Below are 20,443 nucleotides of genomic sequence, written 5' to 3'. Positions count from 1 at the left end.
TTTGATTATAGAAGGTCTGGCATCGGCAATCTATCTCCTCAGGTGTCAACACCAAGGAGCCTTCATGAAAACCGTCCTCATCACCGGCTGCTCGTCCGGCTTCGGCCTTGCCACCGCCAAGTACTTTCTCGACCGCGACTGGGCGGTCGTTGCCACCATGCGCACGCCGCGCGAGGACCTTTTGCCGCGTTCGCCGAATCTGCGCGTGCTGGCCCTCGACGTCACCGATCGGCAGAGCATCCATCGTGCCGTCGAAGCCGCGGGGCCGATCGATGCCCTGGTCAACAATGCGGGCTTTGGCGCAGCATCACCCGCCGAGGCCATGCCGATGTCGACCGTGCGTGAGCTCTTCGACACCAATACCTTCGGCACAATTGCCGTGACGCAGGCGGTGCTGCCGCAATTCCGGCAGCGCAAGGCCGGCGTCGTCGTCAACGTTACGTCGAGCGTGACCTTGCGATCGATCCCCCTCGTCGCCGCCTACACGGCGAGCAAGGTGGCGGTGAACGCCTTCACCGAAGTGCTCGCGCTGGAGCTCCAGCCGTTCAATGTTCGCGCGTGCCTGGTGCTGCCCGGCCGTTCGCCCGAGACCCGTTTCAGCGACAGCGCACGTTCGCATGCGCAGGGTCTCGACCACGAGGCCTATGCCGAGCAGGTGAAGTCCCTCTTCGCGCGCTTCGCCGAGCCGGGACCGGTCACCACCGCGCAGGATGTGGCCGAAGCAGTATGGCGCGCGGTCAACGATCCCTTAAGCCCCATGCGAATCCCCGCCGGCGCCGACGCCATAGACTGGGCTGCGGGGAACTGAATCCGGCAGCTGGAATCACAATTCTCCCACAACTGAGGCGAGGCCTCTACTCCCACTCGATCGTCCCGGGCGGCTTCGCCGTGATGTCATGAGGTCCATGCTGGCTGGAAGAGACTAAAAGGCTGAGGTGACGGATCGCAACCGTCCCGGGCAAAGCGTGCTCGAGACCCGCGAACTCACTGCAGCTCAATTGGTTTGGCGCTGCCATGGCACGCTGGATTTCTTCGACAAGAGGATTTTCGGTTCGCCCTATGGCCTCGCATGATCGGTCATGGCATAGCGAAACTCGTGCCAACCTAAGCCTCGAGGCATTTCGGGATCCGGTCGCAATGCAGTTCATCATCCTGCGGAAAACCTATGCCAGCTACGGAGCGTGCCTCGCCCTTTCTGAGTTGGGAACACGTTTGGCACGTAGGTTTGGGGAAGAGGCTTTCGGACTTAAATCTGTTGAAGTTATCGTCTGGTTCGAAACAACAGAGCCGACGAAGCCCGGCCTGGAGCAGCTCCGTACGCAGTTTCGGCGGCAGCTTCCACTTGAGCCGACAGCAAGTTTCGAGAAGAAGCGCCAGCGACTCCGGCTGGCTTATGAAAGCAAGGTCCCGTTGGTTCTAGTCGGCGATCGTCATGAATTGCCACCTCGATCACTTGGCACAAGCTTTGACGAAATGGTGAACGTCTTCGACTCTATGAGATTGAAGCTCGCAGGTAAGCCTGGCATCGATTACCCAGGCTTTGTCTCCTTTGTCCGTGCGGTCAAGCACGATGTCTGCTCCCTGGACGAGTCGGAAGAGGGGACGAAAAGCCAGAATGGCGCCGCTGCTTCCTGGCGGCAGAGATTTGGCGTCGACTGGAATGCGTATCACGATCAGGCTCGCGCGCTTCTCGATGACCCATTTTACTGGGACCCATCAAATGATGAGTCCCCCCACGCCGCGAATGCTGGAGCTATCCTCCTCGCCGATTTCCAACGGTGGCGTTCGAGGCACCCAACTGACCCGCCATGGGATTTCCTCGTCCGGCGGTACAGGCAGAACGGTATCCTCGGGAGGTTCAACGAGTTTCGCGCAACGAAACCAATCCAATACGAGCCGCGCGACGGCCTCATAGCCTCAATGCACGATCAAGACGTGATCGCGTTGGCATTTGCGCTTTTGAAGGTCGACGGCGCCTGTGACCCCAAGGTGGGCCAAATCGCGCTCGAAGCGCTTGCACGTCGACGTGATTCCGATATTGCCGTCAAGCTCGGCTGGAAACCAACCGATCAAAAAACAATCTTTGCGACATTGAAACTTGAAGCCGATCTTCGGAAATGCCTCGCTTGACAAGTGCGCCCACTAAGTCTGGACCGCCGAAGGTTTCACAAACCATGTTATAGAGATAATGCGGGATAGAGGTCCAGATCACTCCCACTCGATCGTTCCGGCATTACGACGGCATTACGGTGACAGTGCACTTGGCATTACGGTGACAGTGCACTTAATTGCCGAACCCGAGGCCGGAGGCCATCAGTTTAGTGCACTGTCACCGTAATTCCCTGTCACCGTAATTCCCCGCTCGATCGTCCCGGGCGGCTTCGACGTGATGTCGTAGACCACGCGGTTGATGCCGCGGAGCTCGTTGATGATGCGGGTCGCGGTAGCGCTCTCCTGACTGTCTGACACGCTGCCCCCGGGCTCATATCTCGTTTCCGGGGATACGCTCGACGTATTGCGGCAGGTTGTCCGTGATGGTGAACCACGCCGCCTTGGAACCGACGAAGACGTGCGCGCTCGGGCGGATGGTCGGGTCGTCGATAAGGGTTCCCATCGCGACATGGGCGAACGCGCCGTCGCGAACGACGGCAAAGAGGAGCGAGCCGCATAGCTTGCATCGCTCGTCATGCCAACTGGGGGCGCCGAAGATCAGAATGCGGTCCTCACCGCTCGTGATGCGCAATTTGGCGCGTTCTATGCCGGCCAGTGGCTTGAACGCCGCACCGGTGGAGCGGCGGCAAATGGAGCAATGACAGTTCACGGCGTAGATGAACGCGTCCGCCACCGTGTAAGTGACCGCGCCGCATTGGCATGATCCGTTAAGTATACGGTCGCTGGTTGATTGCTGCTGTTCCATGTCTGGAATTCCGTTGTGCGATGCTCGAGAGTCTGCATTTGGCAGGAGCGTCGGTCAACGCAGCCTGCTGCTCTATGGCGCGACAGATCGTCATTCCTTGATCGCGTGGACCGCCGCACCATCCTGTCTCCATCCCTACTCCCACTCGATCGTTCCCGGCGGTTTCGACGTGATGTCATAAACCACGCGGTTGATGCCGCGCACTTCGTTGATGATGCGCGTTGCGGTGCGGGACAGGAAGTCGTGGTCGAAGTGGTAGTAATCCGCCGTCATGCCGTCGGTCGAGGTGACGGCCCTCAGCGCGCAGACATAGTCATAGGTGCGGCCGTCGCCCATGACGCCGACCGTCTGGACGGGGAGCAGGACGGCGAATGCCTGCCAGATGGCGTCATAGAGGCCGGCCTTGCGGATCTCGTCGAGATAGATGACGTCGGCCTTGCGCAGGATGTCGAGTTTGTCCCTCGAGATGGCGCCCGGCACGCGGATGGCGAGGCCCGGCCCCGGGAAAGGATGGCGGCCGACGAAATGCGGCGGCAGGCCCAACTCGCGGCCCAGCGCCCTGACCTCGTCCTTGAACAATTCGCGCAACGGCTCGATGAGCTTCATGTTCATGCGCTCAGGGAGTCCGCCGACATTGTGATGCGACTTGATCGTGACCGAGGGCCCGCCGGTCGACGACACGCTCTCGATCACATCGGGATAGAGCGTGCCCTGGGCCAGGAAGGCCGCACCGCCGACCTTCTTCGCTTCCGCCTCGAACACGTCGATGAAGAGCTTGCCTATCGTCTTGCGCTTCACTTCGGGATCGGTGACGCCGTCGAGCGACGAGAGGAACAGTTTCGAGGCATCGACATGGATGAGCGGGATGTTGTAGGCCTTGCGGAAGAGCTGCACCACGTCTTCCGCCTCGCCCGCCCGCATCAGCCCGTGATCGACGAAGATGCAGGTGAGCTGCTCGCCGATCGCCTCATGGATGAGCACCGCCGTCACGGCGGAATCGACGCCGCCCGACAGCCCGCAGATCACCCGGTCGAAGCCCACCTTCTTCTTGATGCGGTGGATGGCGTCGTCCTTGAACGAGGCCATCGACCAGTCGCCGCGGCAGCCGCAAATGTCGATGACGAAATTGCGATAGAGTTTTCCCCCGTCAGGCGTGTGCACCACCTCGGGGTGGAACTGCACCGCATAGAACTGGCGCTTCTCATCGGCGATCGCAGCGAAGGGCGCCCCATCGGACGTGCCGACGACGCGGAAGCCCGGCGGAATGGCGGCGACCCGGTCGCCATGGCTCATCCACACCTGATGGCTCTCGCCCTCCTCCCACACGCCCTCGAACAGCGCATTGTCGCTCTGCACCTTCAGGAAGGCGCGGCCGAATTCGCGATGATCCGAGGTCTCGACCTTGCCGCCGAGCTGCGCGCACATGGCCTGCTCGCCATAGCAGATGCCGAGGACGGGAAGGCCGAGCTTGAACACCTTTTCGGGCGCCCGCGGACTTTCGCCCTCGGTCACGCTGGCGGGTCCGCCCGAGAGGATGATGCCCTTGAGCCCTTCCCAGTCGAGGGCCTTTTCCGCCAGCTGGAACGGCACGATTTCCGAATAGACACCGGCCTCGCGCACCCTTCTGGCGATGAGCTGAGTGACCTGCGAGCCGAAATCGATGATGAGAATGCGGTCTGTCATGGCGAGCAGTTAAGGGATCGCGCTTGAGTCCGCAAGGGCGTCGGTAATGGGTTGATTTGCTCAGTTAAAGCGACGCCCCTTGCCTTCATACCCCTTCCCCCGCGCGGAGCGTGGGGGAAGGTGGCCGAAGGCCGGATGAGGGCTCTTTTTTGCAGCCACTTCACTGCCCGAAGAGCCCTCACCCGCCCTGTCGGGCACCCTCTCCCATCCTTCGGACGGGAGAGGGGGAATTCCTGAAGGACCTCAGCCTACCCGATCGCCAGATCGTACAGCATCTTCACATTGAGGCCGATGATGATGGCGGCGATCACGGCGGAGACGATCGTCAGCCAGGACGGCGACACCAGCGCCCCCATCTTCTCGCGGTTCCGCGTGAACATCACCAAGGGCACGATGGCGAAAGGCAATTGGAAGGCGAGGATCACCTGGCTCAGGATCAAAAGCGCCCCGGTGCCCGATTCCCCATAGGCGATGGTGACGCCCGCCGCCGGGATGATGGCGAACATGCGGGTCACGAGACGCCGGAGCCACGCCGGCAGGCGGATGCGGAGGAATCCTTCCATCACGATCTGGCCGGCCAAGGTCGCGGTCACCGTCGAATTGAGACCGCAGCACAGAAGCGCGATGGCGAAAAGCTTGGGCGCGAGCAGCGAGCCCAACAAAGGCGCCAGCATCGCATGGGCATCGCCGAGCTCGGCTACCCCGGCGTGGCCCGTCTTGTTGAAGGTCGCCGCCGCCAGGATCAGGATCGAGGCATTGACGAGGAGCGCGAACATCAAGGCGACGGTCGAGTCGATGGTGGCGAAGGTCAAGGCCTCGCGCTTCTCCTCGTTCGAACGGCCATAGGCCCTGGTCTGCACCACGCCCGAATGGAGATAGAGATTATGCGGCATCACCGTGGCACCGATGATGCCGAGCGCCAGATAGAGCATCTGCGGATTGGTGACGATCTCGGTCGTCGGCGCGAAACCCTTGATGACCGCACCCCATTCGGGATCGGCCATGGCGATCTGCACCCCGAAGCAGACAGCGATCACGCCGAGGAGGCAGATGATGAAGGCCTCGATCCAGCGGAAGCCGAGCTTTTGCAGATAGAGGATGAGGAAGACGTCGAGCGCCGTGATGACGACGCCGATCTCGAGCGGAATGCCGAAGAGCAGATTGAGGCCGATGGCCGTGCCCACCACCTCGGCGATATCGGTCGCGATGATGGCGATCTCGGCGAAGAGCCATAAGGTCCAGGCGACGGGTTTTGGAAACGCATCGCGGCAGGCTTGGGCCAGGTCGCGCCCCGTCGCGATGGCGAGCCTGGCGCAGAGCGACTGCAGGATGATCGCCATGATGTTCGACATCAGCGCGATGACGAGCAGCGTATAGCCGAATTGCGCGCCGCCCGCGATCGAGGTCGCCCAGTTGCCGGGATCCATATAGCCGACGGAGACGAGATAGCCCGGGCCGACGAAGGCCATGGCGCGCCGCCACATCGAGGCGTCGGCCCTCACCGGAATGCTGCGGTGAACGTCCGAGAGCGAGGCTTCGCCGCGGTCGCGGCGCCATCCCATCATGCGATCGATAGCTGTCGCGGCCTGGTCGTCCATGACCCAGATATAGCATAGGCTATATTCATTACAAGAGACTATGTGGCCGGGCTTGACCCGGCCATCCGTACAACTGCTACAAGTCCTTAATGAAACAGACGAAACCCGCCCAGAGCGAAACCTACGCACTGTTCGCCGAGGCCATGGCGACGGGAAAGCAGGTCCTTTGCCTCTATGACGGGCACCCTCGCGAGCTCTGCCCCATCCTCCTCGGCCACAGCAAGGGCGCGGAAACGGCGCTTGCCTATCAATTCGCCGGCGAGAGCAGCTCCCGCCTTCCCGACTGGAAATGCCTGAGACTCGCCAAAGCGAGCGACGTGCAGCTGCGCGACGGTCCTCTCTACAAGGGTTCGAGCCACCTTCGGGCGCAAAGCTGCGTCGAGGTCGTCGATCTCGACATCAATCCCAAAAGCCCCTACCGGCCGCGCCGGCGCCTCTCCGACCTCGCTTGAAAATGCCGCTTGCAATCGCGGGCCGTAGCATGGGATTGGGAAATCTCATGCTCGCAAGCTTTGCGCCGAGGCGCCTGCCCAGCTTTTCGGAGGAAGAAAATCCAGCGGGCTTATGTGCTTGCCCGGAGGCCGAAATTCCCTGCTCCACGGCATGGCAAACAGCTAACTCCTTGATATTGCTGGATCGAGGAATTTCTCTGCGGAAATTCCCTGATAATCCCTGATAATCCCTGTATCCGGCGTCACGGACAGCCGAGGTGAAGGGCCCGGCGCAGGAGAAAATATTCTCTGCCTCTGTGAAAGATGATATGATCGGCTGAGTGCGTCTGGGCGACTGTTGGATGATCCGTTCCAAGGGATTTTCAGTCATGAGCGAGACCGATACGTCAGACTTCACCAGTGAGCAGCCGGCTTCCGAAACCAGGCCGCCGCCGAAAGTCGTAACCGGGGGCGCGCTCCCCTATGGTGCCGATGCCCGCATCGCCAGCATCGAGGCGCATGTCGACCACATGCGCGACGATCTGGGCGACATGCGCCGCGACTTTCGCGACATGACCAAAACGATCATGTCCGCCGGCAATGATGTGCGCGAGCTCGACGACCGGGTGGGCTCGCTTCCCGGCAAAGGCTGGATGTTCACGGCCATGCTGCTGTTCACGGCGATCATCGTCGCCGTGATCATCTATCTGGAGCAGATCCGCGATTATATCGGCGTGCTCCCGCCCACCTCCTCGGTGCCGTGATCATCAAATCCGCCTCGGGGCTATCCATCATTTCCCTTCTCCCGTTGCGCAGCAATGGGAGGCGCGCGATCAGGAAAAGTGGCCACCGGTTTTCCGTCCGATCGCGCGCCCATTTTAGGATTTCGATCACGTTGATCAGGTCAGATCGTTCCGATCTGACCTGATCGTGATCTATGTGCGCAAAGCGCGGATGAGGGCTCTTTCGAGCAGCGTGTTCTGATCTCAACGAATATACTTGCTGAGACACAGAGCCCTCACCCGCCCTATCGGGCACCCTCTCCCATTGCTTCGCAACGGGAGAGGGGAATCGTTGGAAGCGGCTCGCTTGCTGCTTGCAAGACGGGCGTGGTGGCGTGCTCGCCCGATCAAAAACTCAGTGTGAGCCGGCCCAGGACCGTGAGCTCGGGCGCATAGCGCGGTGCCGCCGTCAGGTCCGGCGTGAAGGTGCGGTTCTGGTAGTGGAAGCGCTGGTCGAACAGGTTCAGCGCCTCGATCGACATGACCCCGCGATTGTCGGGGAAGCGATATCCGGCGCTGGCATTGACCACCGCGAACTGGTCGTCCTGCTCGATCCCACCGGTGCGGAACGCGCCGTCGACCAGGACCACCTGGGCCGAGCCGAACCAGCCGCCCTCGGCAAAATAGCTGAGGGTGACGGGAAACGAGGTCGCTTCCCATTTCTCGAAATCGTTCGGATCGTCCGATTCGGAAAGCTCGTAGTCAACCTCAGCGGCCAAGGCCAGCTGTTCGGTGAGCACGAAATAAGCATAACCGCGATAGACGGTATCGTCCGTCTGCGCGTCGGAACCGAAGCCCGTGGGAATGTCCCACCAGCGCCAGATGGCTTCCGTGCCGACCGTGATGTCGGCGGTCAAGGCGTAGTCGAGTCCGACGCCCGCTTGTTCCAGCACCGCGCCGTTGATGGCGTCGTAATACTGGTTGAAGCCCGCGACATTGGTCGGCTCGATCACCTGGTCCGAAACCAGCTCGGGCTTCAGATTCTCGAGATAGCTCGCCCTGACGGTCAGCCGGTCCGTGAGGCGGGCCCTGACGCCGGCCTTCGGCAGGAACTCGTCGATATCGGCGCCGCCGACGCGCTCCTCGTCAAAGCTCACCAGCGCGCCGCCCAGCGTCCAGGTGATGCCTTGCGGCCAGTCGAGATAGAGATAGGCGTAGCCATTCCAGTAGTTGACGTCGAACGTCTCGGTGTCGCCGAAGCCGTCGAAATCAAACCCGGACGTCACATCGTTGGCGATATGGGATCCGCCCACCAGGCCGCGCCAGCTCTCGCCGTTCCAGATATAGAGCAGTTGCACGCTGTCGGCTTTGTCTTCGCTGTTGGTCGTGAACGTGCCGAAGTCCTTGTTGGTCGTGCCGCTCTCGAGGCTGGCCCAGGTATAGACGCCGAGCAGATCGGAATTATAGGTCGGCTGCGCATGGAATCCGACGCGCATCACCTCGCGGGTCAGGCTGGAGCGCTGCGTCTTGCTGAACTCGTCGATATCGAAGCCGATCTGCCGGTCGCCGCCGTTCGTCTTGCGATGGCGGTATTCGCCGAAGATGCTGAATTCGGGCGTTATCGCGAAAGTCGCCACGGCATCGAAGATGTCGTGCTCGAGGCCGTTGTTTTGGCGATAGCCGTCGGTCTCGTAATAATACTGGCCGACGCTGATGGAGGCGTTGCGATAGAGTCCGGTGACCGCATATTCGCCGCTCAGCGTGTCCTGGGTGCCCGCCATCCCGGTGCCGGTGAATGCCAGCCCGTCCGCATCGAAGAGCGGCGCGAATTCGGCAAAGGTCACGCGTGCCGGCCCGGTCGTATCCAAGAGCTCGAGCCGCGTCTCCGCCAGCTCGGGCTGGACCGGCGTCTTGGAGGGCGGGCTCAGCAATTGCGACACGAGCAATTCGCTGGTCTGGGCGATCTCGTATTCCTGACGCGAGCGATAGACATCGGCGAGGAAGCGGTGCGCGCCGGGATTGGCGGGGGCGAGCTCGACGGCTTCCGTCCCGGCGTCGGTCGCGAGAAGGTCGAAGCTGAGCACATCATAGATGCGGCCGAGCGCGGCGCCCCGCGCCGCCGCATCCTCCTTGAGGCCGAGCTCGGAGCGCAGCACGCGCCGCGCATCGGCATATTTTTCGGCCTCCTGGAGGTCGCGCAAAGCCGGGATCGGCCGGTTCTCCGAGAAATCGGCAATGGCGTCGAACAGATAGGCGTTGGGATTCTCAGGGTCCTCCTGCATCTCGAGCTCGAACTGGTTGTGGGCCTTGGCGCGCTCGCCCTCATCGTAATAGGCGCGGCCGAGCCAGGTCCGCAAAGCCGACTCGCGCGGATCATGCGCGACCGCCCGTTCGATCTGCCAGGTCCCCTCGTGGGTCATGCCCTGCTTGATATAGGTCAAGCCGAGGCCCAGCCGCGGCAAGGGCGCCTCGGCATCGAGATCCATGGCCTCCGTGAAGAAGGACGTGGCGCGCTCATATTGCCAGGCGGCGAGCCGCGCCAGGCCGGCGACGAACAGGCCGAGAGGTGTCGGCTCTATGTCGATCGAAGCCTCCGCCACCTCGAGCGCATGCGGGCGATCGCCGATGATCATCAGGAGCTCGGCGAGGCGCGCCAGGACGTAAGGGTCGCGGGGTGCCAACCCTGCGGCGGTGCGCGCGGCATCGACCGCCTCGGTGAGCTGTCCCGTCGCCTGGAGGACATAGGACTGCGCGATATGGGCGGCGGCGAGATCAGGATTTTCGCCGAGCGCGACGGCGCTCCATTTTTCCGCTTCCTCGATCCGGTTGCGGCTGACGGCGATGACGGCGCGCAAAGAGGCCGCGGTGGCGCGCTCCTTCCTCGGTGCCCGGTCGAGAAGTGAGATGGCGGGCGCGAAATCGCCCGAGGAAAGGAGATCGACCGCCTGGCGCAATGTGCCGCTGGCGCCCTTCGGCAAGAGCATGATCGGCGGATAATAAATCGCCCAGTCGACGGCCGAGTCCGAGACTACGATGAGGCGGCGGAATTGCGCCGGCACGTCTTCGATCGCGGATTTGGCGAAGGGCACGCGGTTCGAGCGATAGGCCGCCTCGCCGGCTTGCACATCGACGCTGCGCTGCGGGCCGGCGCTGCGGTCGAAAGCGCTGACGACACCCTCACGGACCGCCGTGATCGCCAGGCTCTCGCTCTGGTCGACGCCGACGAGCGCTTCGGTGCCTTCGATGCCGGCGACGATATAAGGCGTATCCACGCGGAAGGTCTGTTTGACCGAGCTCAGGAAATAGAGCACGCCGGAGAACAGCGTGACGTCGGAAGAGCCGGTGCCGCCCGAGAGGATGCGCGTACGGCTGTTGCCGTCGAGCCGGATCACGGTGCGCTTCTCGTCGAAACGGATGGCGACACGGCCGGTGGCGCCGGTGCGGATCTCGTCGCCGGGACACAGAAGAAGATTGTTGGCGGCATTCAACTGCCGGCCCTCGGTCGTCAGGACCAGTACCTCGGGGCTGCTCGAATCAATATAGACCGACGGCGCGCCGGGCGTGCCCGCCGGGCACGGTGTTCGGTCCTGGGCGCTCGCCGCTCCGGCGAGAAAAGCCGTCACCGCCAGCGCGACAATTGCGACGCCCGTCGCTGATCGGGATGCACCCATTGAAACCCACAAACTGCATGTCACCCTCGGTTCCCCAGGTTACCAAAGGTCAGGATACATTACCAGCGATAGAACTAGGCGTCGGCGACCAGAAGCCTGTGGACCTGCTCGGCCTTGTCGCGCCCGCGGATCTCCTGCAGCCCGCAGTCGGCGAACTTCAGGCCATTGTCGCCCGCCAATTGCCTCGTCCTGTGCCCGAGCAGAATGATGTCGTTTTCACCGGCGAACAGAACCTTGCCCAATTGCTCGAGCCGCGAGGCGAGATTGACCACGTCGCCCACCACCGAGAAATTGAACCGGTTCGCAGCGCCGATCTCGCCTTCGGCGACCGTGCCGCTGTTGATGCCGACCCGCAAGTGCAGCGGTGGAATCGACTTGCCGGCATTGGCGGCGTTGAACCGCCGCATCTCACGCACCACCCTGATCGACGATCTGCAGGCGCGCAAAGCGTGATCGGCGCCGGCGTCGATGCGGGTGAAGGCGGCCATGACCCCATCGCCCGAATAGGCATTGATGAACCCGCCATGCGCCTCGACGACCTTGGTGATCGTGTCGTGATAGGAATTGAGAAGCACGCTGAAGTCCAAGGGCGCCAGCTTCTCCGCGATCTTCGTCGAGCCGATCAGGTCGAAGAAGATGACTGTCGCCTCATCGGAGACGGCCTTGCTGCGCTCTTCGGTCATCAGGCCGAGCCGCCGCCGGGCGACCGGTGCCGGCGCCAATCGCATGATGAGTGACCGGGCCAGCCGGTAGCGCATGAAGATGGCCGCCACGAAGGCGGCGGGCAGCAGGATGAAAACCGGCGTCGCAACCGGCATGAAGAGATGGGCGCGCGCAAAGAGCCATGCCGCGAACGCAACATAGAGGAGACCGATCGGGATTGCGGAGAGGATCGCATAGGTCGGATTGAAGCGCGCCAGGAATCCCACCGCGGCGGCGAAGGCGAGGATAAGGAGGGTCGTCTCGAGCAGCGGCAGGCGGCGCACGGTATCACCATGCAGCAGGTTGAGAAAGGCAGTGGCGGCAAGCTCGACGCCGCTCAGATCGGCATCGCTGCCGCCGCGGATGAAGGTCGGGAAGCTGTCGGGATAGTTGGTCGAGCTCGGATCGGAGGCGCCGATGAAGGCGATGGAAGACGGGGCCAGGGCCGGAATGGACGGGTCCACGTCACGCCGCAGCAGGTCGCGCAAAGATATGGTCTCGATCGTTCCCGGCGGACCATAGAGCCAGAAATATCGCAGCGCCGGGCTGGCGATGGAGGTCGAGAGCGCGGCGTAGAGCGGCGAACCAATGAGGAAGAGCGCTTCCTCGGGCAATGACTTGGTCTCGGGGAAGCCCGCGACCCTCGGCCAATAGCCATAGACCGGACCGCCCGGGCGCGGCAGGAGAAAAGCGCCCGTGGTGGCGGCGCTCGTTCTGAACAGATCGATCGGTTCCAGCTCCCGCTCGACAAGCACCTCCGAAACGCCGTCTCTGACCATCGATCGTTCGAACCCGACCAGAATGCCGGTCGCCAGGTTGCTCTTCAATGCCCTGGCGAATTCCTCATCATCGTCTTTCGCGCCCGGCACCATGAAGAGGATATCGAAGATCGCCGCCTTGAATCCGAGCCGCTTGAGCTCGGCAAGCGCGCAGCCATGCACCGAGCGAGGTATGGAGCCCGGCCCTCTCACCTCGGCGAGCTTTTCCTTCACCCCGGGCGGCAGGCAGGACAATAGCGGTCCTTTGCCTTCGGTATCGCTGTCGTCGCGGAGCCACTCGAGCGTTTTGCGGTCGATGGCGACGACGGCGGCGCCAGGCGCCCGCTCGACCTGCGGACGCAGGCCATAAAGCAGTCCGAGCGCATACTGATTCTCGAGCCTCTCCGCGATCGGCGTCAACGACATCAGCAGGGCAAAGATCGCCACCGCGACAGCCCAGATCGCCGATAGGATAAGATGACGCCTCACGAACCCACATGTCCCTCCGCTTCATTCCCCACGCGCCAGACCGGGTAGCGTCCAGCCCGCAGAGCGACGAGCAACAGGGACTCGATGAACGCGAGACGGCACTCCTGCTAGCAATATTTACTTCTTACGTCTGAAGGCAGGGGATCGGTCTGACAATCCATCCGGTGGCTGGCAGAGTATTGGCGATTGTTCTCAACCCAATACGTGTCCCGCGCCACCTCATATATGTCGAGAGGGTTCTGGTCTTTGCAATAACGCCAGGTGAACGGCGAAGCCTTCTTCTGGATGTAATCAGACCCGCAAAGCGGTCCGGAAACCGGAAGGGACATCATCTCAACGGAACCGGATTTCGCCCTTGACCCTTCACCACAGCCCGCCACCCCGACACTCATCGACATGGCCACGACCAGCGCCAATCTTATATTCATCTCTATCCCCGTCGATTCTCGCCCCACAATTGACGTAGCATAAAGATTCGAGAATTTCATCCTCGACCCGTTTGGTCAGCCCCCCGGCCGGGTCTTGCGCATCAGGGCGATGAAGAAGCCGTCGGTCGCATGCGCCCGGGGCGTCAGGAGGAGCGTGTCGGCCCCCTTCCCGGCCGAGGCCGGCGGCTCGGTGCCGATGGCGCCTCGCCACTGCTCGCGATAGGGCACGAGGGCGAAGTCGGGATGATCGCCGAGGAAGGCCTGGACCTGGTCGTCATTCTCTTCCGGCAGTACCGAGCAGGTGATGTAGAGGAGCCTGCCGCCCGGCTTCACCAGCCGGGCTCCCTGCGCCAGCACCGCCTTCTGGTCGGCGAGGCGCTGCGTCAGCTGCTTCTCGGTCAGCCGCCATTTGGCATCCGGGTTGCGCCGCCAGGCACCCGAGCCCGAGCAGGGCGCATCGATGACGACGCAATCGATTTTTTCCGTGAGCTGATCGAGTCTTGCCGACTCGTCTGAACCCAACACCTGAACATTGCGGGCGCCCGCTCTTTGCAGGCGCTCGAAGATCGGACGCAGACGATGCTTGTCGGAATCATAGGCATGGATCTGGCCCTTGTTGCCCATGAGCGCCGCGAGCGCCAGCGTCTTGCCGCCGGCGCCGGCGCAGATGTCGGCCACCTGCTCGCCGGCCTTGGCGCCCGACATTAGCGCCGCCACTTGCGAGGCCGCATCCTGTACCTCGAACCAGCCCTTGCCATGGGCGGGCTCGGCCTCGACATGGGGATTGCGCTTGTCGGGGCCCGGCGCCCCAATGCGCACGCACCAGGGCGACAGCGGCCCCGCCACGGCGTTGAACTTCTCCAGCGCCTTCAGGACGCGCGGGCGGTCGCTTTTGAGGATGTTGGCGCGGAGGTCGACGGGCGCGCGCATCGCCAGGGCCCGCCCCTCTTCCGCCGCTTCTGCTCCAAAGGCCCGCGCGAAGGAATCCACCAGCCATTCGGGATAGTCGCCCGCGACATGGGCCGGCGCATCGGCACGCGCCTCGCTTGCGAGCCTGCTGCGCTCTTCCGCCGTCAACGCGCCCGGCCCATGCTCGTCCTCGACGGCGCGGGCGATGTCGTCCGGCGACCGCTTCCAGATTTCGCGCAAGGCGCCGAGCACCAGGCTGCGGGATCCGCCCTCGCCCATGGACTGTGTCAGCGACTTCTTCCGCCTGAGCACGTCATAGACCAGCGTCCCGATCGCATGCCGGTCGCCGGCACCGGCGAAGCGATGCGCCTTGCCCCAATCCTTGAGCGCTTCCGATGCCGGGCGATGGCGGCCGAGTATCTCGTCCAGCACCTCGATCGCCGCTGCTATGCGACCGCCCTCACGCATGATTGGCGCAGCCGTCGAATCCCATAATTCGTCATCCCGGCGAAAGCCGGGATCCCCTGAATAGGTGCAATCCGGGCAGCACTGCCCGATGCCACGAATTTAATGGACCCCGGCTTTCGCCGGGGTGACGGTTGATGGATGTTTCCATCACCCTTGCCTCTGATAATTCGGCGCCTCGCGCGTCACCATCACGTCATGCGGGTGGCTTTCGCGCAAGCCGGCATTGGTGATGCGGATGAACTCGGCCTTCTTCTGCAGATCGGGAATGGTCGCGGCGCCGACATAGCCCATGGCGGCGCGAAGCCCACCGACGAGCTGATGCAGGACGGCTGCGACCGCGCCCTTGTGCGGCACCTGGCCCTCGATGCCTTCCGGCACCAGCTTGAGCTGGTCTTTCACTTCCTGCTGGAAGTAGCGATCGGCCGAGCCCCGCGCCATGGCGCCGACCGAGCCCATGCCGCGATAGGACTTGTAGCTCCGGCCCTGATAGAGGAACACTTCGCCCGGGCTCTCATCGGTGCCGGCCAAGAGCGAGCCGATCATCGCGACACCGGCGCCGGCAGCCAGCGCCTTGGCGAGGTCACCCGAATATTTGATGCCGCCATCGGCGATCACCGGCACGCCCGCTTTCGCCGCCGCCTCGGCGCAGTCCATGACGGCCGAAAGCTGCGGCACGCCGACGCCGGCGACGACGCGGGTGGTGCAGATCGAGCCCGGGCCGATGCCGATTTTGACCGCGTCGGCGCCGGCGTCGATCAGCGCTTCCGTCCCTTCTGCCGTCGCCACATTGCCGGCGATGATCTGCACCTTGTTGGAGAGCTTCTTGATGCGCTTCACCTGGTCGATGACATGGATCGAATGGCCATGCGCGGTGTCGACCACCACGAGATCGACGCCCGCATCGATGAGGAGCTCGGCGCGGGCAAAGCCCTTGTCGCCGGTGCCGGTCGCGGCGGCGACGCGCAGACGGCCATGCTCGTCCTTCGCCGCATAGGGATGATGCGCCGCCTTCTCCATGTCGGTGACGGTGATGAGGCCCACGCATTTGTAGTCCTGGTCGACGACGATCAGCTTCTCGATCTTGTATTTGTTGAGCAGCCGCGTCGCCTCCTCGCGGTCGACGCCCTCGCGCACGGTGACGAGGTTGTCCTTGGTCATGAGCTCGGCCACCTTCATCTTGGGATCGGTGGCGAAGCGCACGTCGCGATTGGTGACGATGCCGACGAGCGTGCCCTTGCCGTCAACCACCGGGATGCCGGAAATGTGGTGCAGCTCCTTGAGGCGCATGAGGTCGCCCAAGGTCGCATCGGGGCTGATGGTGATGGGATTGATCACCATGCCCGACTCGAAGCGCTTCACCTGGCGCACATGCTCGGCCTGCTGCTCGGGGTCGAGATTCTTATGGATGACGCCCAAGCCGCCCGCTTGCGCCATGGCGATGGCGAGGCGGGCTTCGGTCACCGTGTCCATGGCGGCCGAGATGATCGGGATGGAGAGATGGATGTCGCGGGTGATGCGGGTCCTGGTCGAGACCTCACCCGGCAGCACGGCGGAGGCACCGGGCTTCATCAGCACGTCGTCAAAGGTCAAATATTCGGGGATCTGGCGCCTGGCCATCGGCCAACCTCCGTAAAAAGCACTTAATCGTGCGAAACGACTCGATCAGGGTTGGCGAGGGCTCATAACACCCGGCCGCGCCCCGGAGCAAGCGGCAAAGCGGCTGACACTATCCCCTTGTTTATGTTGTCATTCTTCAGTTCCGCTGACCACCGCGACGGAATTAACCCCGGTCTTCGTCTATATATATGTCCGCAGATCCGGGGGCATCACGGCCGGGTGGGCGAAACCGGCTCGGCGATCGGATGTTCGTGAACCACCTGACGGAACGAAAGCCTGGCGAAGCGCATTGTGCGTGAGATCGCCACGGCGGCGAAGGAGTTATGGACATGAGATACAAGCCCTTTGCTATGGCAGCGGCTGCGCTGGTGGCCGGCCTGCTCAGCTTCGGCGGTGCTCAGGCGACGAGTATAATGACCGGAAGCGGCGCGCCCGCCGCCATGACCGCGAAGCAGGATGGAAACATCCAACAAGTGAAACACCGCAAATACTGGGGCGGAGGCAAAAAATACCGTTACTGGCGCGGGGGCCACCGTTACCGCCACTCCGGAGTGAATCTGGGGATCGGTTTCTTTCCGTTCTTTGGCGGATACGGTTACCCCTATGGCGGCTATGGGTACCCTTACGGGTACGGTTACGGTTCCTATCCCTATTACGGCTCGTACTACCGGCCCTATTACCGGACCTATTACTCGGGCGGCGGCAGCGCCCATGTGCGCTGGTGTTACAATCACTATCGCACCTATAGCGCCCGCTCCAACACCTTCATCGGTTACGATGGCTATCGCCATCGCTGCAGAAGCCCGTACCGCTACTGACGGCAGTCGCGGTTTTGCGAAAGCGGGGCCGTGATGGCCCCGCTTTCATTTTTTAAGGAAACAGAATTCGACGCTGAACTCACCCTCGCCGCGCTTTAGCGGGGAGAGGGAGGGCCCCATTGCGCAGCAATGGGAGGGTGAGGGGCTTCTTCGTTCTTGGCGAGATGAGTCCCAACACAGCACGAATAGTGCGAGCATGCGTGATCTCGTTTTGCAAAGATGCCCCTCACCCTTCCCGTCGCTTCGCGACGGGCCCCTTCCCTCTCCCCGCCGCGCTCTCGCCTTCGCGAAGCCGAGATTTCGCTTCGGTGGAGCAAGGTGGCTTCGCTTCGGCGGAGCAAGGTCGCTTGCGGGGCGAGGGTGTCTACCTACCCCCTGAAGCCCAGCGCCAGGACGAAGAGCTCGGCCGAATCCTCGCGGCTCGCTTTCGGCTTCACGTGCCTGACCGTCTCGAAATGCTGCTTCATCACCTTCAGCATCTCGCCCTCGGTGCCGCCGCGCAGCACCTTGGCCAGGAAAGCGCCGCCCGGCTTCAGCACGTCCTTGGCGAAATCGAACGCCGCTTCCGCCAGCGCCATGATCTTCAGGTGATCGGTCTGGCGATGGCCCGTCGCATGCGCCGCCATATCGGACATCACCACATCCGCCTTCTCGCCGCCCAGCGCCTCGATCAGGAGAGCCGGCGCATCGTCGTCGAGGAAATCCTTGTGGAAGATGGTGACGCCGGCAATGCCGTCCATGCCATGCATGTCGATGGCGATGACGCGGCCCTTGCCCTCCTTCACCTTCACCCGCTCGACCGCCACTTGCGACCAGCCGCCGGGTGCTGCGCCGAGATCGACGATGCGGCCGCCGGGTTTGAGGAACCGGTACTTGTCGTCGATCTCGGTGAGCTTGAAGGCGGCGCGCGAACGATAGCCCCGACGTTTCGCTTCCGCCACATAGGGATCGTTGAGCTGGCGCTCGAGCCAGGCCTTCTGCGAGACGGTGCGGCCCTTGCCGGTCTTCACCCGGACCTTGAGCCGCCTTGCATTCTTGATCGAGGAGCCGCCTGGGCGGGTCATAGCGCCCTGCCGAAGGTGCCGTCGGTCTTCATCATCAGGGTCAGGATGCCTTCGCGCAGGCCCCGGTCGGCGACACGGATGCGCGGCGCCGGGAAAGCGGCGCAGATCTCCTCGAGGATGGCGCAGCCGGCAAGCACCAGATCGGCGCGGTCGCGCCCGATGCAGGCATTGTCCATGCGCTCGCCATAGCTCAGCCCGAGGAGCTCCGCGCACACTTGGGCGATCGCCTCCTGGGTCAGCCAGCAGCCATCGACGCGGGCCCGGTCGTAGCGGCGCAGCCCGAGCTGCACGCCGGCGATCGTCGTCACCGTTCCCGACGTGCCGAGGAGATGCGCCGGCATGGCCGCACCACCCGTGCCGCTCCTCACCCGCTGGGCGAAGTCGACGATGAGCGGCTTGAGGTGGTCGCGCATCGCCTGATACTTGGCCTTGTCGACATCGACCCCGCCGAAGCGCTCCGACACCGTGACGACGCCAGCGGCGAGCGAGATCCAGGTCACGATCTCATGCCGGTCCTGGCGCTGCTCGAGCCACATGAGCTCGGTCGAGCCGCCGCCGATGTCGAAGACGAGGGCGCTCGAAGCCCCCGCTTCGATCAAGGGCTCGGCGCCGACGGCGGCGAGCTTCGCCTCCATCTCGCGGCCGATGATCTCGAGCTCGAGCCCCACTTCCTCTTTGACCCTGGCGATGAATTCATCGCCATTCGCCGCCATGCGGCAGGCCTCGGTTGCGACCAGGCGGTGGCGCCCGACCCGGTGCCAGGTGAGCTTGTTGGCACAGATGCGCAAGGCATCGATGGTGCGCTTCATCGCCGCCTCGCTCAGATGCCCGGCGGCGGTGAGCCCCTCGCCCAGGCGCACGATGCGCGAAAAGGCGTCGACCACCGTGAAGCCCGAGGGGCTGGGTGCCGCGATCAGGAGCCGGCAATTATTCGTGCCCAGATCGAGCGCGCCATAAAAGGCGTCCCCGGTCTCGGGCCTTTGTCTGGGCGGGGCACCGTGGTCGCCCTTGCGGGGGCGCTCGCTCCCGTTGGGGTTCCCGTGCCGCCGGGCGCGGGCCTCGCCCACGCCGCTTCTGGCGTCCACTTTCGCAAACCTTTCGCGGCGCCGAGGCGGTTCCCGGAGGCCGATCTCCGCCCCCAACCGCCGTCGCCGGCAATCATTATGTTGAGGGCGACATTAACAGCTTGGGCAGGCCAGTCAAAGATCGGCCCACAAAGCGACAAAACGCAACTGTTTGTTAACGCCAAATTATCCGTTTGCCCCCTATTTTCCGAGCTTTAGAGGCAATCAGTTCATGCGTACTTTTGGCCCCCGGTGGTTCAAGGATGACTCGCTTATTGCAGAGTATTCCGACCATTTCGGCCAGGCCGTCACCCGCCAGAAGCAGACCCAAGCCCTCAACGCCGCCAAGGTCGAGGCGGAACTCGCCTCCAAGGCCAAGTCGGAATTCATCGCCAATATGAGCCACGAGCTCAGGACCCCGCTCAACGCCATCATCGGCTTCTCCGACATGCTCGGCACGCTGAACATCTCGGAACCGGCCCGGGTCAACCAGTATTCGGGCTATATCAAGCAGGCGGCCGACCACCTTCTCGCCCTCATCAACGGCATCCTCGACGTCACCAAGATCCAGGCCGGCTCCATGGTGATCGAACGCGAGGCCATGGATATCTCGCCCGTCGTCGAATCCTGCCTCCTCATCATCGAGGCCAAGGCCAAGGAAAAGGACATCATGGTGGCGAGCGAGATCGACCCCGCCATGCCGAAGCTCTATGCCGATCCGTTGCGGATCAAGCAGATCCTCATCAACCTCCTCGGCAATGCGGTCAAATTCACCCCGCCCAAAGGCCGGGTCGGCTTCCACGCCGCTCCCGCCAGCGAAGGCTTCGTGCGCCTCAGCATCAGCGACAATGGCGGCGGCATGACGGTCTCCGACATCGAGACCGCCATGCGCCCGTTCGGACAGGTGGATGCCGGCTTCAACAAGAAGCATGAGGGCACCGGCCTCGGCCTGCCGATCTCGGCGGCGCTCGCCAAGCTCCATGGCGGCAGCCTCACCATCGATTCAGAAAAGGGCAAGGGAACACGCGTGACCGTCTTCCTTCCTGTCCATGACCCCAACCAGCATCCAAACGTCCGGAAACGTCATTGACCGGCGAGAAGGAC

General features: G+C 63.2%; 15 protein-coding genes and 1 pseudogene. 6 read left to right on the top strand and 10 right to left on the bottom strand.

The features are described 5' to 3' along the window. Window positions 1-64 precede the first annotated feature (64 nt). Both DS839_RS33395 and DS839_RS33390 read left to right on the top strand, forming a co-directional pair. On the top strand, window positions 65-808 hold the full coding sequence (locus tag DS839_RS33395; protein WP_119274879.1) for an SDR family oxidoreductase: 744 nt from the start codon (window positions 65-67) through the stop codon (window positions 806-808). Window positions 809-1,137: 329 nt separating this feature from the next. Continuing rightward, a complete protein-coding gene (locus DS839_RS33390) occupies window positions 1,138-2,130 on the top strand; it encodes a hypothetical protein (protein WP_119274878.1) in 993 nt (330 codons plus the stop codon). Between the two features lie 183 nt (window positions 2,131-2,313). Here DS839_RS33390 and DS839_RS33385 read toward each other — a convergent pair. From DS839_RS33385 to DS839_RS33370, 4 genes and pseudogenes are all read right to left on the bottom strand, one after another. Continuing rightward, window positions 2,314-2,451, bottom strand: a pseudogene (locus tag DS839_RS33385) (GMP synthase (glutamine-hydrolyzing)); the annotation flags it as partial. A 31-nt stretch (window positions 2,452-2,482) separates the two neighbouring features. Then, window positions 2,483-2,917 (bottom strand): GFA family protein, encoded by a 435-nt coding sequence (locus DS839_RS33380; protein WP_119274877.1) that lies wholly within the window; start codon window positions 2,915-2,917, stop codon window positions 2,483-2,485. Window positions 2,918-3,052: 135 nt separating this feature from the next. Further along, the gene (gene guaA, locus DS839_RS33375; protein WP_119274876.1) at window positions 3,053-4,600 is read right to left on the bottom strand and encodes a glutamine-hydrolyzing GMP synthase; all 1,548 of its coding nucleotides are present in this window, start codon (window positions 4,598-4,600) and stop codon (window positions 3,053-3,055) included. Window positions 4,601-4,848: 248 nt separating this feature from the next. Continuing rightward, window positions 4,849-6,198 carry an Nramp family divalent metal transporter gene (locus DS839_RS33370; protein ID WP_119274875.1) on the bottom strand — a complete coding sequence of 450 codons (1,350 nt, stop codon included), beginning with the start codon at window positions 6,196-6,198 and terminating at the stop codon, window positions 4,849-4,851. An 89-nt stretch (window positions 6,199-6,287) separates the two neighbouring features. On the opposite strand from DS839_RS33370, the gene DS839_RS33365 reads away from it, so the two are divergent. Continuing rightward, window positions 6,288-6,650, top strand: coding sequence for a hypothetical protein (locus DS839_RS33365; protein ID WP_119274874.1), 363 nt, complete (start codon window positions 6,288-6,290; stop codon window positions 6,648-6,650). A 368-nt stretch (window positions 6,651-7,018) separates the two neighbouring features. Next, window positions 7,019-7,393 carry a hypothetical protein gene (locus tag DS839_RS33360; protein ID WP_162918974.1) on the top strand — a complete coding sequence of 125 codons (375 nt, stop codon included), beginning with the start codon at window positions 7,019-7,021 and terminating at the stop codon, window positions 7,391-7,393. Window positions 7,394-7,758: 365 nt separating this feature from the next. Here the strand turns inward: DS839_RS33360 and DS839_RS33355 are convergent, their stop codons facing one another. The 4 genes from DS839_RS33355 to guaB all read right to left on the bottom strand — a co-directional run bounded on the left by DS839_RS33355 (window position 7,759) and on the right by guaB (window position 16,393). Next, a complete protein-coding gene (locus DS839_RS33355) occupies window positions 7,759-11,022 on the bottom strand; it encodes a FecR domain-containing protein (protein ID WP_119274872.1) in 3,264 nt (1,087 codons plus the stop codon). Window positions 11,023-11,096: 74 nt separating this feature from the next. Then, the gene (locus tag DS839_RS33350; RefSeq protein WP_162918973.1) at window positions 11,097-12,971 is read right to left on the bottom strand and encodes an adenylate/guanylate cyclase domain-containing protein; all 1,875 of its coding nucleotides are present in this window, start codon (window positions 12,969-12,971) and stop codon (window positions 11,097-11,099) included. 503 nt (window positions 12,972-13,474) lie between these two features. Further along, a complete protein-coding gene (locus DS839_RS33345) occupies window positions 13,475-14,776 on the bottom strand; it encodes an RsmB/NOP family class I SAM-dependent RNA methyltransferase (RefSeq protein WP_119274870.1) in 1,302 nt (433 codons plus the stop codon). 147 nt (window positions 14,777-14,923) lie between these two features. Next, entirely contained in the window at window positions 14,924-16,393 is a 1,470-nt protein-coding gene (guaB, locus tag DS839_RS33340) for an IMP dehydrogenase (protein ID WP_119274869.1), read from the bottom strand. 329 nt (window positions 16,394-16,722) lie between these two features. Between guaB and DS839_RS33335 the strand changes: the two genes are divergently transcribed. Next, window positions 16,723-17,211 (top strand): BA14K family protein, encoded by a 489-nt coding sequence (locus tag DS839_RS33335; protein WP_368912066.1) that lies wholly within the window; start codon window positions 16,723-16,725, stop codon window positions 17,209-17,211. Between the two features lie 368 nt (window positions 17,212-17,579). On the opposite strand, the gene DS839_RS33330 is transcribed toward DS839_RS33335, so the two are convergent. Together DS839_RS33330 and DS839_RS33325 are read right to left on the bottom strand one after the other, a co-directional pair. Next, window positions 17,580-18,275, bottom strand: a complete 696-nt coding sequence (locus DS839_RS33330) for an RlmE family RNA methyltransferase (protein WP_119274867.1) — start codon at window positions 18,273-18,275, stop codon at window positions 17,580-17,582. Beyond that, complete coding sequence (locus DS839_RS33325; protein ID WP_162918972.1) at window positions 18,272-19,360, bottom strand: Ppx/GppA phosphatase family protein; 1,089 nt, start codon at window positions 19,358-19,360, stop codon at window positions 18,272-18,274. The genes DS839_RS33330 and DS839_RS33325 overlap by 4 nt, the downstream gene beginning before the upstream one ends. A gap of 211 nt (window positions 19,361-19,571) precedes the next feature. On the opposite strand from DS839_RS33325, the gene DS839_RS33320 reads away from it, so the two are divergent. Further along, the gene (locus tag DS839_RS33320) at window positions 19,572-20,429 is read left to right on the top strand and encodes a sensor histidine kinase (RefSeq protein WP_119274865.1); all 858 of its coding nucleotides are present in this window, start codon (window positions 19,572-19,574) and stop codon (window positions 20,427-20,429) included. Window positions 20,430-20,443: the final 14 nt, after the last annotated feature.

The sequence above is a fragment of the Taklimakanibacter deserti genome, assembly GCA_003574785.1.
Note: the sequence above shows the minus strand (reverse complement) of the source record. Positions and strands in the feature narration are given on the sequence as shown.

What these genes read in the sequence shown, in the direction of transcription:
- DS839_RS33395 (WP_119274879.1), top strand. Translation starts at nt 65, where the DNA reads ATGAAAACCGTCCTCATCACCGGCTGCTCGTCCGGCTTCGGCCTTGCC.
- DS839_RS33370 (WP_119274875.1), bottom strand. Translation starts at nt 6,198, where the DNA reads ATGGACGACCAGGCCGCGACAGCTATCGATCGCATGATGGGATGGCGC.
- DS839_RS33365 (WP_119274874.1), top strand. Translation starts at nt 6,288, where the DNA reads ATGAAACAGACGAAACCCGCCCAGAGCGAAACCTACGCACTGTTCGCC.
- guaA (WP_119274876.1), bottom strand. Translation starts at nt 4,600, where the DNA reads ATGACAGACCGCATTCTCATCATCGATTTCGGCTCGCAGGTCACTCAG.
- DS839_RS33380 (WP_119274877.1), bottom strand. Translation starts at nt 2,917, where the DNA reads ATGGAACAGCAGCAATCAACCAGCGACCGTATACTTAACGGATCATGC.
- DS839_RS33390 (WP_119274878.1), top strand. Translation starts at nt 1,138, where the DNA reads ATGCAGTTCATCATCCTGCGGAAAACCTATGCCAGCTACGGAGCGTGC.
- DS839_RS33345 (WP_119274870.1), bottom strand. Translation starts at nt 14,776, where the DNA reads ATGCGTGAGGGCGGTCGCATAGCAGCGGCGATCGAGGTGCTGGACGAG.
- DS839_RS33320 (WP_119274865.1), top strand. Translation starts at nt 19,572, where the DNA reads ATGCGTACTTTTGGCCCCCGGTGGTTCAAGGATGACTCGCTTATTGCA.
- DS839_RS33355 (WP_119274872.1), bottom strand. Translation starts at nt 11,022, where the DNA reads ATGGGTGCATCCCGATCAGCGACGGGCGTCGCAATTGTCGCGCTGGCG.
- DS839_RS33335 (WP_368912066.1), top strand. Translation starts at nt 16,723, where the DNA reads ATGAGATACAAGCCCTTTGCTATGGCAGCGGCTGCGCTGGTGGCCGGC.
- guaB (WP_119274869.1), bottom strand. Translation starts at nt 16,393, where the DNA reads ATGGCCAGGCGCCAGATCCCCGAATATTTGACCTTTGACGACGTGCTG.
- DS839_RS33360 (WP_162918974.1), top strand. Translation starts at nt 7,019, where the DNA reads ATGAGCGAGACCGATACGTCAGACTTCACCAGTGAGCAGCCGGCTTCC.
- DS839_RS33330 (WP_119274867.1), bottom strand. Translation starts at nt 18,275, where the DNA reads ATGACCCGCCCAGGCGGCTCCTCGATCAAGAATGCAAGGCGGCTCAAG.